The organism is Mycobacterium sp. ST-F2, assembly GCF_001905655.1.
Lineage (GTDB): Bacteria > Actinomycetota > Actinomycetes > Mycobacteriales > Mycobacteriaceae > Mycobacterium.
The window spans coordinates 86,994-103,892 of sequence record NZ_JMHT01000063.1; the positions used below are offsets into that span (position 1 = coordinate 86,994).

A 16,899-nucleotide genomic window follows, 5' to 3' on the forward strand; every position below is an offset into this window, starting at 1 on the left:
CGCGGCACAAAACTGAGGACACACGTCCTCAGATGGAGGTTGAATGACAGCCACAGCGCCCGCGGAACCGACGCTCAAGCAGCTGCACGGCCGCGCCTTCGCATCCCTCTACGACGAGATGGACTACCAGGTCTCCCGCATCGACGGCACCCTGCCACCTGAGCTGACCGGCACGCTGTTCCGCATCGGCCCCGGCAAGTTCGAGGTCGGCGACACCGTGCTCAAGACCATGTTCGACGCCGACGGCATGGTCTCCCGTTTCGTCCTCGACGGGCAGTCCGTGCGTTTCACCAACCGCTACGTACGCACCAAGCAGTACCGCGGCGGCGATGTGATGAGCCAGCGCGGTATCACCACCAACGCCCCGACCCTGCGCGGCAATCTGCTGCCGCCGGCCAACACCGGTAACACCAACATGGCCACCATCTGCGGCGAACTGCTCGCCCTGTGGGAGGGCGGCCCGCCCTACAAGATCGATCCGGACTCATTGGACACCTTGGGCTACAAGCGTTTTGACGGTGACCGGCTGGGCTACCTCGGCTCGTTCTCCGCCCATCCCAAGTGGGATCCGCACACCGGGGAGGTCTACAACTTCGGCCTCGACCTGCTGCCCACGCCCCGGCTGCGGTGTTTCAAGGTGGACCGCGCCGGGCGCAGCCACCAGATCAGCTCGCTGAAGTTGTGGGACATGGTGTGGAACCATGACTTCGCGCTCACCGAGAACCACATGGTGTTCGTCCTGGATCCGTTGCGGCCCAACATCCCGACGCTGTTGCGCACCCGCTCGCTGGCGAAAGCCCTGGAATACCAGACCCGCAACGGGTCGACGCGGTTCGCCCTGGTACCGCGCGACGGGTCCAAGCCCCGCATCATCGAGCACGAGGCGCTGACGCACGTCCACGTCACCAATGCCTTCGAAGACGGCTCCGACACCGTGGTGGAGTTCTTCCGGTTCGAGGACTCCGACATCTTCGGCAAGCTCGGCAAGGCGTGGCAGGACCCGTCCGATCCCACCGACCCCCGCGCGCACCTCACCATCGATGAGTGGCCGCGCGGACACCTCTCGCGCTTCCGCATCAGCAAGTCCGGACGGATCACCGAGACCGTGCTATCAGCCACGGCGCCAATGGAATTCCCGCAATATGACTGGCGCCGCTCGACACTGGAGCACAACGTCACGTACGCCTGCAAGGCCACCGAGGACGTGGGCCACTACAACGCGGTGACGCGCATCGACCACCGCACCGGCGCGCAGACCACGTTCGATTTCGGCCTGGCCCAGACCGGCGAGCCGTTGTTCGTGCCCCGCTCGCGCACGGCCGCCGAGGACGATGGCTGGCTGCTGGTGCTCAATCACGATCTGCGGAGCCATCGTTCGCAATTGGTGATCTTCGACGCCCGCACCATCGAGGACGGGCCACTGGCCACCGCGCATCTGGAACACCACTTGCCCATCGGGTTCCACGGGACGTTCAGCCGGCGCATCGCGGGCTGAACCCGGTTCCCGGCAGCCGCGCGCCACACTGCACCCCGATCGGTGACAGCGGCAGTGAATCAGACTGCGGGACTGTCACTTTCGCCGTCATCGTCGCCTCCGCTCTCGGGTGGGTAGAGCGTGGGGTGCCAGTATTGGTTGGTGCGTGGTTGGCCGGTGTCGAGCAGTGGTGGTGGGGTCCAGTGGGGGCGGCCGTTTTTCATGGTGGTGCTCCAGCTGGTGGTGTCTTCCAGGCGGTTGTCGCAGCCACAGGCCAGGGCCATGGCGGTGATGTCGGTCTGTCCGCCGCGGCTCCATCCGGGGATGTGGTGGGCCTGGCAGCCCGCGGCCGGGACGGTGCACTCGGGGCGGGTGCAGCCGTGGTCGCGGGTGAACAGGGCCAGGCGTTGGCCGGTGGTGGCGGTGCGCCGCGCCCGACCCAGGTACAGCGGCACATCACCATGGTTGTCGAACACCGTGAGGTAGCAGGATGCGCCGGTGCGGGCGGCCAGGTTCAGCAGGTCCTTGACGGGGAGCTGGCTGCCGGTGTGGGTCACGGCGACCCCGGCCCGCTGCTCGAGCTGCTCGAGGGTGCAGGTCGCCACGATGGTCACCGGGAAACCGTTGTGTTCCCCCAGATCGGTGGATAGCAGCAGCAGGCCGATGGTTTCCCAGGCATCATGCTGACGCTGCGCCAGGGTGCGGTGATCATTGTCGATCTGCTCCTGGGTCGGTGTGCCCGTGGTGCACGGCACCGGGTCGGCGGGGTTGCACATGCCCGGCGCGGCGTATTTGGCCATCAACGCTTCGTAGACGGCGCGGGCGGTCGGGGTCAGCACCCCACGCAACTGCGACGTGCCATCAGCAGCCTGCTTGGACACCACCAGCGCCCGGTCCCGGTGGGGTTCCGGGTCCCGGTCATCAGGTTCGGGACCATCCTGATCCAACTCGTAGAGCTTGCGCCGGACCACCGACCGCAGCGATTCAGGCGTGAGATTGCGGGCGGCGGCCACCAGCGCCTGTTCGCACTCGTCGAGGCTGGCCAGGTCGGCCCAGGTGGGCAGTTTGGCGAAGAACGATTCGATGACATCAACATGATCACCATTGATCGCGCCCTCGGCGACCGCGGCCGCGACATGCGGCCGCAGCGGCGGCAACGGTTCCCCGGTCAACGACCGCCGCGGCCCCAGCAGTTCGGCGTGCCGCACCCGGCGGCGGGCCTCCTCGCTGCTGAGCCGGTCCCGGAACCGCAGCGCGTCGGCCCAGTTTTTCGCCCCGATCGCCGTGGCGGTGGTCTGGGCTTGGGTGGCGGCGACGATCGCGTGGTCCACGGCTTCGGCGGCGCAGCGCAGCTGTTCGCGACGGGACTGCAACGCCAACAACTCAGGCACCGACAATCGGCTGTAGTCCAGGGACGCCACCTGCGCCAGCGCCGTGTCGAGGCCGACGTAGACCTCGTCGACGGTGAGCGTGCTGGCGATGTCCATATTCGAACACTAGTACGAACCACCGACAAAACTGGTCGCCGGTGTGCCGAAGTGACCAGGGTTTTTGGGCGAGCAGCAGGTTTTTGAGCGAGCAGCAGTTAGAACAACATGAACTGATCGCCGGCCGGGGTCCGGTCGACGAATTCCTCGACATCCGAGCCGCCGACGACGTGCCCCAGCAGCGTCATGAAGTCCTCGTCGGACACCAGCGGCACGCCGAGTTCGCGGGCCTGGTAGCCCTTTCCCTGAGCCGGCGCAGGGTCGTTGCAGATGACCAGCGAGGTGTGCGCGTCCACACTGTCGGAGTACGACAGCCCCGCGTGCACGATGCGCTCGATCATCTCCTCGTGGGTGCGCAGCATCTCCCCCGACAGCGCCACCCGCATGCCCTGCACCAACGGCTGGCCGGTGACGAACCGGCCAGGGTTGGCGTAGGCGCACGGCAGCCGGGCCGCCAGGACCTTCAGTGGCCGCAGTTCGTCGTGCGTGACGGCGCCACTGGGCCAGCGCTTGCGGCCCACGTTGCGGATCGGCAGCCAGCGCCGGTGGTCGCGCGCCGCCGCCAGTGCCGGTTTGAGGATCTGGGCCAGCACCATGGCATCGTCCAGGGCGTCGTGCGGACGAATCTGCGTCGCGCCGTAGTGCGTCGCCAGGGTCTCCAGGCGCAGGTTCTCGGTGCCCAGGTTGAGCCGACGTGTCAGCTCGACGGTGCACATGACGCTGTCGACGGGCAGCACGGCGCCGACGCGCTCGCATTCGGCGGCCAGGAAGGCGTAGTCGAACCCGGCATTGTGGGCCACCAGGGTGCGGCCCGAGAGCACTGCGGCGAGGTCGCCGACCACGTCACCGAAGGTCGGCTGGCCCGCAAGCATCTCGGGAGTCAGCCCGTGCACATGGGTGGGGCCGGGGTCGACACCCGGATTGAGCAGGCTGCTGAATGAGTGCTCGACGTTGCCGTCGTCACCGAGGGCCAGCGCCGCGACGCTGATCACCCGGGCGTGGCCGGGGTCGAAGCCCGATGTCTCGACGTCGACGACAGCCCAACCCGCCCCCGGCTCGGTGGCCGGTCGGCCCCAGCCGAGGTTGGTTTCGTCCACGTGGCAAGGATGGCACGGCCCCCCGACAAGTCGAGCCAGTTTCGGTGGGCCCTCGCAGCGTGTCGCCGCGCGAATCAGGCGTTGGTCCCCCTCGGCGATGTGGTCGCGGCTATCGTCACGGGCATGACCACGATCGACCCGGGCGCACCGGTTCTCGTCACAGGCGCCAGCGGGTACATCGGCAGCTGGATCGTCCGCTATCTGCTCGAAGCAGGCCGCACCGTGCACGGCACCGTGCGCAATCCACAGAAGCCGACGGGCCTGGAGCACCTCCATAAGCTGTCGGCTGACCACCCCGGCAAGCTCAAGCTCTTCAAGGCGGACCTGCTCGACACCGGCAGCTTCGACGAGGCCATGGCCGGCTGCGAACTCGTCATGCACACGGCGTCGCCGTTCCTGCTCCAGGGCGTGACCGACGCGGCCGAGGCGCTGGTCCGCCCCGCGCTGGAGGGCACCCGCAACGTCCTGGATTCGGTGAACCGCACCGAGAGCGTCAAGCGCGTCGTGCTGACCAGCAGCGTGGTGGCGATCTACGGTGACGCCCGCGAATCCCGCGACGTCCCCGGCGGCGTCTTCACCGAGGACCAGTGGAACACGACCAGCAGTGTCGACCACCAGCCGTATTCGTATTCCAAGACCGTGGCCGAGCAGGAGGCCTGGAAGTACCAGAAGGCACAGGACCGCTGGGACCTGGTCACCATCCACCCGGGCCTGGTGCTCGGACCGTCGCTGACCAGCGCCAGCGACTCGGCCAGCCTGGCCACCATGAAGCAGTTCGCCGACGGCACCATGCTGACCGGGGCACCGGAGCTGACCTCGGGCGTCGTCGACGTCCGCGACGTGGCCGACGCCCACGTGCGCGCCGGCTTCACCCCCGAGGCTCATGACCGCTACCTCGTCAACGCCGCCTCGCTGAGCCTGCTGGAGATCGGCCAGATCCTGCGCGGCGAGTTCGGCGTGCTCTACCCGTTCCCGTGGCTGAACGTGCCCAAGGTGGCCGTGAAGGCCGTCGCGCCGGTCCTCGGACTGACGCGTGAGTTCGTGGACACCAACGTGGGATACCCGCTGGTCTTCGATGCCAGCCGCAGCCAGAGCGAGCTGGGATTGGTGTACCGGCCCATCGAGCAAACTGTCATCGACCACTTCCAGCAGATGCTGGACGACGGCATCGTGCGCAAGCGGCCGAGCATCCGTCTGCCGTAAGTGGGCACCCTCACACGTGTCGTCACATCCGGGGCGGCCCTCTTAGACTTCCGGGGATGATCACCGCACGAGGACGCGTGGCGCTGGGCGCGGGCGCTGCCGCCCGCTGGGCGTCGCGCGTGACGGGCCGTGGTGCCGGCGCCATGATCGGCGGGCTCGTCGCCATGAAGCTGGACCCGTCGATCCTGGGACAGCTGGGTTCCGGGCGGCGTTCCGTCGTCGTCACCGGCACCAACGGCAAGTCCACGACGACGCGGATGACGGCCGCGGCGCTGGCGACCATCGGGCCGGTGGCCTCCAACAGCGAGGGCGCCAACATGGACGCGGGCCTCATCGCAGCTTTGGCGGGCTCACGCAAGGCGGAGTTGGCCGCCCTCGAGGTCGATGAGATGCACGTGCCGCATGTCTCCGATGCGGTGGACCCGTCGGTGATCGTGTTGCTCAACCTGTCGCGCGATCAGCTGGACCGGGTCGGCGAGATCAACCACATCGAGCGGACGCTTCGGGCCGGGCTGGCCCGCCATCCCAAGGCCGTCGTCGTGGCCAACTGTGACGACGTGCTGGTGACGTCGGCGGCGTACGACAGTCCCAACGTGGTGTGGGTGGCCGCCGGCGGCGGCTGGTCGGGCGACTCGGTGAGTTGTCCGCGCAGTGGCGAGGTGATCGTCCGGGAGAACGGGCACTGGCATTCGACCGGCGCCGACTTTGCGCGCCCCGAGCCGCAGTGGTGGTACGACGAGACCAATATCTATGGGCCCGAAGGCTTTACCGCACCCATGACGCTGGCCCTTCCCGGTACGGTGAACCGCGGCAACGCGACGCAGGCCGTGGCCGCGGCGGTCGCGCTGGGCGCGTCGCCCGCCGCCGCGGTGGCGGCGGTGTCGACGGTCGACGAGGTCGCCGGCCGCTACCGGACCCTGCAGGTCGGTGAGCACACCGTGCGCATGCTGCTGGCCAAGAACCCCGCCGGCTGGCAGGAGGCGCTGTCGATGGTATCCAGTAATGTTGCGGGAGCTGTTATTTCGGTGAACGGCCAGGTGCCCGACGGCGAAGACCTGTCCTGGCTGTGGGACGTGAACTTCGAGCACTTCGTCAACTTCCCGGCGCCCATCGTGTCGGCCGGCGAACGCGGCACCGACCTTGCCGTCCGCCTCGGCTACGCCGGCGTCGACCACACACTGGTGCACGACACGCTGGCTGCCATCAAGTCCTGTCCGCCCGGACACGTCGAGGTCATCGCGAACTACACGGCGTTCCTGCAGCTGAGCCGGGAGCTGGCATGAGCTCGCCCGTACGTATCGGTCTGGTGCTGCCCGACGTCATGGGCACCTACGGCGACGGCGGCAATGCCGTCGTCCTGCGACAGCGCTTGCAGCTCAGGGGAATTGACGCGGAGATCGTCGAGATCACGCTCAACGACCCGGTGCCGGATTCAATGGATCTGTACACCCTCGGCGGCGCCGAGGACTACGCGCAGCGCCTGGCGACGCGGCATCTGCTGCAGTATCCGGGGCTGCAGCGGGCGGTCGAGCGCGGCGCTCCGGTGCTGGCGATCTGCGCCGCCATCCAGGTGCTGGGGCACTGGTACGAGACGTCGTCGGGCGAGCGCGTCGACGGCGTCGGCCTGCTGGACGTGACGACGTCGCCGCAGCCCGAGCGCACCATCGGGGAGGTGGCGTCGGTTCCGGTCGTCGACGGCCTCACCCAGAAGCTCACCGGTTTCGAAAATCACCGCGGCGGAACCGATCTCGGCCCCCTGGCCAAACCGTTGGCGCGCGTCGAAAAGGGTGCAGGCAACCGCGCGGGCTCCGGCTACGACGGCGTCGTCCAGGGCAGTGTCGTGGCGACCTATCTCCACGGCCCGTGTCTGGCCCGCAATCCGGAGTTGGCCGACTACCTGCTGGCCCAGGTCGTCGGCGACCTGCCGCCCCTGGACCTGCCCGAGGTCGACCTGCTCCGCCGCGAGCGCCTGGCCGCGCCCCGTCGCGCTTAATCCCTGCCGCGCAGGTTAGCCGACCGATGGCGCACCGGTATCCGGCAGTAGCTCACTCGGAGCCCCAGTGTGCAAGACCACCAACACATCTCGCGCGCGAGTGGCTGCGACGTATAGCAGCGACCGCTCACGCCGAAGTGCATCTGCGCGTTCGGCTTCCGGAAGCGACTTCAGCCGGTACTCCGACGGCAGACTGTCCTTCCCTACGCCAACCAGAATCACCCGGGAGAATTCCATGCCCTTCGAGCGGTGCATGGTCATCACAGCAGCTTTCCCAGACGCGGCCTGGCCGTCGCGGTCGACGAACCGCACCTCGGCGCCGTGTTCGGCCAGCACCCGCGGCAGTCGCTCACCTTCATTGCGCGTCGACACGAGCAGGCCAACCGGACCAACGGCATCGCCCCACTCCTTCACGAAGCCCGCTGCCCGCTCATAGAGCGCGCTGAGCGATTCACATTGCACAACAAACGGTTTCGGCCCACTGCGCGCAGACCGATAGCCATCAGATGACACGGCCTCTTCGTTCAGGTCCACGAATTGCTCGCCGCTGAGAATCCCGAGCGCGTACCGCAAATTCTGGTCAGTCGTCCGGTAGTTCAAGGTGAGTCGTTTGGACCGCCCGACGATGTTGATGCCGAACCGCTTGAGTGCCACTTGGTTCCCGTAGATCCGTTGATGCGAATCTTCTGCCAGGAAAAGATCATTCGGCCCGGGGGCCACCAGAGCCCGCAAGAGCATCAGCCGGGTCGGGCTGAGGTCCTGCGCCTCGTCGACCAGGATGTGGTCAGCGAACCGCAGGCCCGTCGTGTCCAGGTAGGTCGCGGCGATGACGGCCCGCTCGTCCCAGTCGGTCGCGCCGTTGGCGGCTGCGGTGGAACGGTACGCCTCGATAATGTCCCAGACCTGCCCACGTTTGCCGCGGTCGAGCGCAACGCCGCGCCCGGGTCGGCGGACTTTCAAGTACTGCTCACGCGAGGTGATTCGGTTGGGCAGCACGATCATTCCGTACTCGGCCGCCAAGAAACCCGGCGAACGAAGCTCTGCCGACAGGTCCGACCCCGCCGCCGCATTGGCCCACTCCCCGTCACCGACGACACCCAGAACATCCGCGCCCCGTGGGCCGAGCACCGATGTGACGGCAGCGCTGTCGGCCATCGTCAGCACACGATGCGCGATCGCATCGACGCCGCCAACATAGATACCGGGCTCCCCCAGCGCACTGGCGATTGGCAGGTCACGGTCGAGCACTTTCAACTGGTCGCGCAATCCATCGGCGAGTGTTCTGTTGAACGTTGTCAGCACGATTCGTGCAGACGGATTCGCCTTGGCCAGCGCACGGGCTCGATGCAACAGAACGACGGTCTTGCCGGTTCCGGCGCCACCGGATAATCGAGCGGAGCTGTTGTAGGGCTTGTCGACGAACATCCGCTGTTCGGGATGCAGGTAAACCCGCCATGCATGAAAGTCGTTCTTCTCCAGGATGTCCCGCAGCGAGTCGTCGTCACCGTTGATGAACGCGAACTCCATCTGGGCCGCGGGATGCTTCAACGCCTCGAGCAGGTCGTCGTCTGATTCGTCATCGGTCTTCATGTCACGAATCGAGTAGGCGTCGCGGACGTCCGACAGTGGCTTGCCGGTGTAGATGTCGAGCAGCGCTTCGCCCTGCCACTTGGCAGACGCTGTGGCTGCATAGTCGAGAAGTTCTGAAGAGTCGGTGATGTCGAGCACGCCTTCGGCGAAGTCGGCGTCGATGCCGAGGTCGGTGAACATATCGACGGTGAATTCCCGTTCACGCAACGACTTTTCGACCGTGGATACAACTTCGGTCGTCGCCGGCTGGGGCGTCGGCGGCTTTGGTGCCGCCGCCTCGGCGTCCTGGTCGGCTTTGATCAGCTCGGCAATTCCATTGCGCGGGTTGATCGACACCTTGACCTTGCGCGCCTGCTCGATCGCGTCGTCGTGCGGAAGGGTGCCGAGGTAGACGTAGTGTGCCTCGGCGCCAGAGCCCTGGACCTTGACCATAACTGCGCGGTAGAAGTCGTTGACTCGGCCCGTTCGTACTCTCGGGTCGATGCAATTGTTGATCGGCTCGATGTGCAGTCCCGGTGCGGTGTCGTCCTTTTGGAGTTTGGCCAGAAACGCATACACCGCCTTCTGGGTACTGCCGTCGACATCACCGAGTTGGGGACCGAAAACGATCTGCGGCATTACGAGGACACCTTTCCGATCACCGCTGAAATCTCTGACGCCTCGGCTGCAACCAGCCGCCAACCGAGATCGACCAAATCTGTGCGGTCCTCGTCGTACAGCTCCAAGTCCACAGCGATCTTGTACTCGGGCCACGCAATGCTGGTCATTATTCCTTCCACCTCGGCGCCGACGGTCGGCTTCGGCAGCTTCAACTCGTCGATCCGCGCCAGCAGCCTGGCCTCGACTTCTGTTGCACCGTCTGCATTTTCCGCCTCTGGCACCACAACCGACCCGAGCTTCATGTGGTTACGCGTGGTGATGACGGTTTCGGCTTGCCGCAGGCTGAGCAGATTGGACAGCCAGAGCCATTCCTGCCAGGAGGCCTTGCCGTCGGGTCCGGCTTCCGCGTCGTCGAGCACGACGGCGGTGGCGAATGTGAACGTTGCCTGGTCGACGTGACGAAGGACGACGGCCAGTCGGTCGCGTCGCCATACCGTGGCGACGGCATCGCCTGCCGCAGGCGCACCCCCATCGAGGACGTCAAGACCCACCTGCGCCAGGTCGGCATCCGACCGCATTGGCAATTGTGTGACACCGTCGGGGACGAGGAAGAACGGCACCCAGTGGGCCAGGTCTCGACGCTCGTCTGCCGAGGGCGCCTGAATCCAGGCCAACAGGGATTCCATCGGCCCGCGCGGAATGAGGTCCACCGCTTTCGCTGACAGCTTGTCGCCGGCTGCGGCCAACACCGGGGACACGGTCTGCGCCGAGTACCACGACGGCGGTTTCGCCTCTTTGAGGTCATCCCAAGTGAAAGCCATCACGAAATATCCTTGGCCGCGCAGATTTTGCCGCTTCTCGGCGTCGTCCCACAGTCGGTTATTGGTGATGCTGGCGTGGAAGTCGAATCCGTCGGTGAAGATCGCGACCGGCGGCACGCCGGGCTTTTTGGACCGAAGCACGAAGTCGGGCTTGCACCCGGAAATGTTCTGCTGCGGCTGAAGTGTCCACTCTCGTCCGGCTCCCAGCGAGAAATTCCACGCGATGCCAGAGCCGGTCCAGAACGGTTCGATGGTGGCGCCGAGAGTCTTGAGCCGTTCTTCCAGTACCCGACGGAATTCGAGTTCGAGAGTCGATTCGTGGGACTTCGTGTCCGGCCACTCTTCCTTCAAGTTCCACGTCATTGTGGTGGGGGCGCCGAGCAGTTCGCGCAGCCGGTTCTCCGCGTACGCACGGTCGGTGTACTTCACCTGATGCAGCGACGCGAACGGCAGCAGGCATTTGTCGCAGGCCAGCTTGCCGTCATCCTGGCACGGGCACGCCGCGACAACGTCGAGTGCCAACCGCAGGATCGTCCACACAATCTCCGGGTTGGCGAGCTCGGCCAGATATCCGGTCCCGCCCGGGACGATGTCGTGGATCAGGAGTGTACGGGCTCCGCTGTCGGGATCGCGGATCGGCTGGACCTGCAGGTGGTCGGGCGCGCCGCCGATGTGTTGTTGCAGCCCGAGCAGCAGCGCGGCGGTCATGGACGGAATCGCGAAAGGGTCTGCGCCGACGGTCCATTCGATGGGCAGTCGCATGACAAGCCCCTCGGTGACCATCTTGCGGCCCAGCGCGATGCTGACGGTCTTCTCGTTCTGAGCCGTACGCAACGAGCACCACGGCCGGTGCTCCCGGGGCGAGTTCGAGCCGGTGGCGAGGTCGAGCTTGCCGCACTCGGAGCACAGCCGGAACATCGCCGCGTTCCACTCGTCCCCAGCGATGAACCGCGAAGTGCCCGGCGCGTGAGTCTTGCCGATGTTGAGCCACCGCAGAGTCAGGCCACGAATGTGCTTGGCCCCCAAGCCGATATCGTCGGCATACCAGGTGCGTGACGTACCGGCGCCGTCGATGTCGGCGGCGAACACGATGTCGAAGCGCTCGCGGGTGCGTTCATCGCGCACATCGTCGATGGTGGCTTCTTCGCGGCGGATCGCCGAAGACACCGCGGTCAACTCCACCACGGGAATTCGTTGCCCGACGTCGGCGATACCCGTGGCCTGGCAGCGTGGGCACATCGTGGGCGAGGCTTCCTCGTCGATGAATCCGCAGTCCGGGCAGCACGCCCACGCCCGGATCGCCTCACCCTCGACGCCCAAATCGATGGCGTCGATCGCGATCGCGAATCCGTTGGCGTAAAACGTTGAGCCGGGCGCAAAATCGCGTAGCGCGGCTGCCGATCCACGGGAGAGCTCGAAGGAGGTGTCGTCGTAGGACTGAGTTTCGGGGTCCATCCACGACACCGACACGGCGAGGGTCACGGAGTCGTCGAGCAGTGTGTAGTTCGGGAATAGCCCGAACGTTTCCAGCGTACTGATCCAGTATTCGCTGCGCAGATCGCTGATCTGGCGGTTGGTCAGGTTCAACGCTGCGAGCGCGGTGCGGTATTCGCGTCGGTCGTCTTCGGTGGCGGCCGCAGAATTCGCTTTTTCTTGCAACGCGGGAAGCACACCCTGAACCTGGGTACGCCGATGTCCTAGTGTTTCAAGGCGTTTCGACCACGCCAACGATGCTTGATGGCAGCGGTCCCCGAGGCCGCCGCCGGGCGTGGCCCACTCGCGCAACCGCTCGACCACATCACGATCGAGTGAGCCGAACCCGCCGACGAATGCGTCGATGAGTGCGGGGTTGGTCTCGGCCTCGTCGACGAGCGTCCCGAGATAGGTCCCGGCGACGGTGGATGACAACGCCTCCACGGTGTTGCGTGGGTGCGGCATGTCCTTGTCGCGGGCTAGGCGATCGGCGACCGACGCGACGAACTGGCGGCGCAGAATCTCTTCGGCGTCAAGGTAAGTGGCGGGTGGTCGCACCGTGCCGTTGATGATGTCCAGCGGCCGGTAGAACCTCGGTAACTGGTCGCCGCGGGCGGTCACGAACGCGAGGTTGAACGCATTGCCGGTGATGCGGCCGGCCCGGCCCACTCGCTGTAAGTAATTGGCGACGGTCTTGGGCAGTGACGCCAGCATGACCGCCGACAGGTCGCCGATGTCGATGCCCATCTCCAGCGTGGGTGTCGCAACCAAAACGTTGGGCGCATCCGGCGCGGGATTGTTTGCCTTGAATTGGTTCTCGTACTCCAGCCGAACCTTGTCCTCCAAGAGGCTGGTGTGCTCGCGTGCCACCACCCGCTGAATGTCGGACGATTCGTACATCTGGCGATAGAAGTTGTCCTGCAATGCAAAGGCGCGTTGCGAACCGGCGCAGCGCGGGACAAAGCAGGGGCCGCCGGCCAGCCGGGCCACCGCATCCGGCGCGGCCACGGTCACCGCGTGACAGTCATCGCACTGCAGCGCCACTTCGCCGCCCGTCATCTCCTCGGGTATGACAGCGCGCACGATCACGGCGCGCGGATCGAGGTGGTAGGTGGTGGCACCGGACTTGGAGGTGACGGTTCCGATGACGCCACGATCCGCCAATTGCTCGAACAGCAGGCGAGAGAGGGTGGCGCCATCGTTGGCGGTGTCCAGGCCGAGAACCTTCTTGGTCCAGGCGGAGTACCAACCCCGGACTGAGCCCACTGGTTCCAGATCCGTATCACCACTGCCTCGCCTGCCCGCCACCGGGAAGCCGGGCGTGGAGTTGCCCTTGCCAAAACCGGGCATGCCTTCTTGGCGTTTGCGGCCACCGGTGATCCACCAGCGGTTCCCGTCCTCCTGCCGGAACTTGGCGAACCATTCGTGGTCGATCGCGCCACGAGTGCGCATCCGCTCGATGACGCCGACGACCCACCGCAGCAGCAGATCGTCGGTTGTATCGATGATGCTCGACTGCGTTCCCGCGGCGGCCTCCCACGCGGCGCGCGCGCAGCGCGTCAGGAGGCCACTGTTCGCATCGAGTCCGGCGACAACACTGCCCGAAAGCTCAAGCGTGCGACCCACATTCGAGCGTAAACCAAATTCCAGCTCGATGTCGAGCAGCAGCCGCTTCTCCACCCAGCCAAGTACCTGGCGAGGTACCTGCCGCAGAGTCGGCGCCGACCAAAACTGCTCGAACTTCTCCCGCGCGGCGAGTTCGGGCGGCAGCGCGCGATAGCGCTTGCCTTGGTCATCGCCGGCCAGGTCCACGACGCGGGCGGCCAGTTTCGCGAGGTCGATGTCGTCGTCGCCGATCGCCTGGCGCACCAGCGAGCGCAGAGTCAGCGCGTGCGAACGGGCCTGGACGAAACCAGCCCGGTGCGCCGCGTCCTGCACGCTGTCAGTGAACACCAGGGCTTTCTTCTCCTTCGGATCCAACCCTGGAGTACCGAAAAGCCCCGACAGGGACACCGACAACATGGTCGCGATCGCCGAACCCAGGAACCGAATCCCCTCCGCACGAAGGCATGACGGGCAGGTGTCCTTCTTCGAGAGCTCTCCCGCGTTGTCTCCCTTATGCGTCAGCACCGGAAGGACGACGGACTCTTCGCCGCCGCCGGACGCCGGTACCAATTGGCGCGCCTCGACGTCGAACCACATCAGGTTGGAATCTTCGCCTGCTTCCGACTCCCGGTCCCCTTCAGCAGGAGCGTGGATCAGCGGCCGGAACCGTTCGTCGCCCTTCATGTGCTTCGCGCGGGTCGCGTCATCGCTGGATTCCAGTTCCCAGCCAGTGGGCGCCAGGATCACTCCCCAGCCGGACCGGTGGCAGTGCCGGCAGTAGATCGCCGGGAACGTCGGCAGCGCGTGACCCGAGGCGTCGGCTACGACCCCGTCGTCCTCCCAGATCAGTCGCGGCGAACCGGCCGCCTCGCGCCCAACACGGGTCAGCTCACGGATCCACAGATGGGCCTCGACCGAAACAGCTTCGCGGCCACACTCTTTGCGCAGGTGGCTGAGCATCGCCAGCACCGCTTCGAAAAACACCTCAACATCGGCCGGCTTGGCCACCGCGATCTCGCGAGGATTCACGGTCGCCGCCGCGAGGTCAGCCAACGAGATCGCATCTCCCGACGCCGAAACGACCGCTTGGACCAACGGATGCTGTTTGGCCAGGCTGAGCAACGCATCAGCGTCAACGTCCTCGATCGCCTCACGCGGCGCCGAATCATACAGCGCTGCAAGGACTTCAACCGCAATAGCGGCGGGAGATGTCGGCTTCGGAAGGGCCCGAACCTGGTCAGCAACCTCGCGAATCACCGATGCGTCAACATCATTCGGAGGCCACGGCGGAGGTGCACCCGCCGCCCATTCGTCGATGCCGAACCGCGACTCGGTGACGACTGCCGACTGGTCGAACAGCTCGCCGAATACGGTTTCAGCGAAGTCCAGCATGGTGCGTGGATCGCCCTTGTCCCCCAAGGTCGCCGACGTCGCGATCGGTGTGATGCGGCCCAGCGGCCGCTTCCAGTCGTCCTCAGTCAGGCTCTGATCGGCGGCGTTCCAGTAGCTCTTCAGCGTTAACCCGAGACGGCGCAACAGCATTGACACGTCGGTGCCCTGGGCGCCGTCGTAGGTGTGGAACTCGTCGAGCACCAGGTACTGCAGGCTGTGCGCACTTTGCCGCCAGATGCCTGCGTCGGCGTGCCGAAGCAGCAGCTGGTCGAGCATCTTGTAGTTGGTGAGCAGGATGTCGGGTGCGCAGTCGCGGATGATGTCGCGGCTCGTAATCAGGCCGTCGGCACTCACTTTCGAGCGCTCGGGACCCTCCTGGCCGGTGTAAAGGGCCGCGGTGACGCCGCTGATCGGCTCGTTGGAAACGATCATCGACGCCAGACGGCTCGCCTGGTCGTTGGCCAGCGCGTTCATCGGATACAGGATGATCGCCTTCGTCCCGGTGATGCCTTGACGCTTGGCGCGCTGAACGTGATCGAGGATCGGATACAGAAACGACTCGGTCTTACCCGACCCGGTGCCCGTCGTGACCAACGTCGGTAAAGGACGGGGCTTGTCGGCCGTGAGGTTGAAACTGCTCAACCGGTCAAAGGCCGCCGCCTGATGGCCGTAGGGTGTGAATCCCTCGTACCACTCCAGACTGTCGCGCCATCCTGGATCGGCGGGACCGAACGGCAGGCGGAGACGCACATATGGTCCCCGGAACAACCCGGTTTCCGGATGCTGCAGAAATTCCTCCAGCGCATAGCGCGCGTCCGGATCCGCAAGCGCGAACGTCGTTCCCAGGTAATCGAGCAGACTGTCCCGGATCGACGCGGCTTGTGAGATCGGGAGCAGCTCAAATGCGTCCACGTCGGCGTCTGTGTCGGTGGAGGTGCCAGATTGCGCCTGTCGCATCGCCGGATTCTACGTCTGCGGTCTGACAGGCAATTGCCAGTCTCACGCTATGGCCGCCATTTGCGGGACCGCTCGAGAATCGCATCCCGCACCTTGGAATCGTCGACGGCGATGTAGCGCTGCGTGGTCGCCACGGACGCATGGCCGAGGAGCGTCTGAACGAGGCGTAGATCATGAGTCGCGTCGTGGATTTCGGTTGCACACAGATGCCGAAGTTGATGCATCGTCGTGCCATCTGCGAGCGCGCGGGATACCAGCGTCCCAACCCAGTGTGGCGACAAATGCCCACCGGTCTGGTTCGGAAAGAGGTAGCCGGTCGGGGCACCGCGCAGCGCATCGGCCAAGTCGTCCGGGAGCGGCAGGACCCTGTTCTTCGTGCCCTTGCCGTGTACGACGAGGGACCATCCAACGGGGTCGTGGACGAGGTCGTCCTCAGGGCGGACCTGCGCGACTTCCCCACGGCGCATGCCCATTTCATTCGCGAGCCGGAGCATCATGCCAACCCTGCCGTCCGCAGAACTGATCGCGCCGACGACAACCGCGGGTGCTGCGGGACGTGGCAACGGTTGACCGGGACGAATCGGTGGCAGCACGTCGGCCAAGTTCACATCAGTTCGACCGGTCTCGACCCCCCAAGCCCAGAATCGGCGCAGCGACGACCGGACAGCGCGGGCTGTCTCTCGTGCCCACTGGTGGCCGCCAGCCCACTCCAGGAGATCGCTGGGGCACAACGTCCAGGGAGACCCAGACTGGCTTGCTCTGCCGAGTCTCCGCACGTGATACATCCGAAGCTCGATGGTCTGGGGCGATTGCCGCATCGCTTGGAGAGCTAACTGCCAGGCGGATAGTTCGGAGGTCCACAACGGTGCGATCGAAGGTTGGGTAGTAGTCATGACTGATTGCACGCCCCAACAGGCGGCAAGTCGCCTGTACCGACAGACGCCCACCTAATCGAAGCCGGAACAACAGGTTCGGCTGTGGGGTTGATTTCCCTCGAATCGCACTTCACGGACGAGAAGGCGGGTTTGCTGAGGGCCGCGACGTACCGACGGCTGCGGCGGCACTGGCAGTTCATCAACGAACTGCAATTGTTCGAGATCGAACACCACAAGATCTATGGGGTGAGCATCTACGGCTCAGAGCGCAATCCAACTTTCGTGTCAGCGGTCACGTATTTCCCCAGGTTTGAGGGGTTGTCCGTCACGTA

10 protein-coding genes are annotated in these 16,899 nt (G+C 65.7%); 5 read left to right on the forward strand and 5 right to left on the reverse strand.

Going from position 1 to position 16,899, the window contains the following annotated elements:
- Positions 1-43: 43 nt before the first annotated feature.
- On the forward strand, positions 44-1,495 hold the full coding sequence (locus EB75_RS21845) for a carotenoid oxygenase family protein (RefSeq protein ID WP_073697351.1): 1,452 nt from the start codon (positions 44-46) through the stop codon (positions 1,493-1,495).
- 59 nt (positions 1,496-1,554) lie between these two features.
- Here EB75_RS21845 and EB75_RS21850 read toward each other — a convergent pair whose 3' ends face one another.
- Both EB75_RS21850 and EB75_RS21855 read right to left on the reverse strand, forming a co-directional pair.
- Positions 1,555-2,961: an HNH endonuclease signature motif containing protein gene (locus EB75_RS21850; RefSeq protein ID WP_073697352.1), complete on the reverse strand. Its 1,407-nt coding sequence runs from the start codon at positions 2,959-2,961 to the stop codon at positions 1,555-1,557.
- 98 nt (positions 2,962-3,059) lie between these two features.
- On the reverse strand, positions 3,060-4,058 hold the full coding sequence (locus EB75_RS21855; RefSeq protein WP_073697353.1) for a DEDDh family exonuclease: 999 nt from the start codon (positions 4,056-4,058) through the stop codon (positions 3,060-3,062).
- A gap of 123 nt (positions 4,059-4,181) precedes the next feature.
- Between EB75_RS21855 and EB75_RS21860 the strand changes: the two genes are divergently transcribed.
- The 3 genes from EB75_RS21860 to EB75_RS21870 are packed head-to-tail and all read left to right on the forward strand — an operon-like array spanning position 4,182 to position 7,254.
- Positions 4,182-5,261, forward strand: coding sequence for an SDR family oxidoreductase (locus EB75_RS21860; protein ID WP_217267721.1), 1,080 nt, complete (start codon positions 4,182-4,184; stop codon positions 5,259-5,261).
- Between the two features lie 56 nt (positions 5,262-5,317).
- The gene (locus tag EB75_RS21865; protein WP_073697354.1) at positions 5,318-6,544 is read left to right on the forward strand and encodes a Mur ligase family protein; all 1,227 of its coding nucleotides are present in this window, start codon (positions 5,318-5,320) and stop codon (positions 6,542-6,544) included.
- The gene (locus tag EB75_RS21870; protein ID WP_073697355.1) at positions 6,541-7,254 is read left to right on the forward strand and encodes a type 1 glutamine amidotransferase; all 714 of its coding nucleotides are present in this window, start codon (positions 6,541-6,543) and stop codon (positions 7,252-7,254) included. The genes EB75_RS21865 and EB75_RS21870 overlap by 4 nt, the downstream gene beginning before the upstream one ends.
- A gap of 15 nt (positions 7,255-7,269) precedes the next feature.
- On the opposite strand, the gene EB75_RS21875 is transcribed toward EB75_RS21870, so the two are convergent.
- Genes EB75_RS21875 through EB75_RS29405 form a run of 3 tightly spaced genes read right to left on the reverse strand, consistent with a single transcriptional unit; the run spans position 7,270 to position 16,285 of the window.
- On the reverse strand, positions 7,270-9,462 hold the full coding sequence (locus tag EB75_RS21875) for a UvrD-helicase domain-containing protein (RefSeq protein ID WP_073697356.1): 2,193 nt from the start codon (positions 9,460-9,462) through the stop codon (positions 7,270-7,272).
- Positions 9,462-15,692, reverse strand: a complete 6,231-nt coding sequence (locus tag EB75_RS21880) for a DEAD/DEAH box helicase (protein WP_073697357.1) — start codon at positions 15,690-15,692, stop codon at positions 9,462-9,464. The genes EB75_RS21875 and EB75_RS21880 overlap by 1 nt, the downstream gene beginning before the upstream one ends.
- Positions 15,693-15,739: 47 nt before the next feature.
- On the reverse strand, positions 15,740-16,285 hold the full coding sequence (locus EB75_RS29405) for a tyrosine-type recombinase/integrase (protein WP_286150282.1): 546 nt from the start codon (positions 16,283-16,285) through the stop codon (positions 15,740-15,742).
- Positions 16,286-16,669: 384 nt separating this feature from the next.
- Between EB75_RS29405 and EB75_RS29755 the strand changes: the two genes are divergently transcribed.
- Positions 16,670-16,899 (forward strand): hypothetical protein (locus EB75_RS29755; RefSeq protein ID WP_217267722.1); only part of this gene is annotated, 230 nt, incomplete at its 3' end.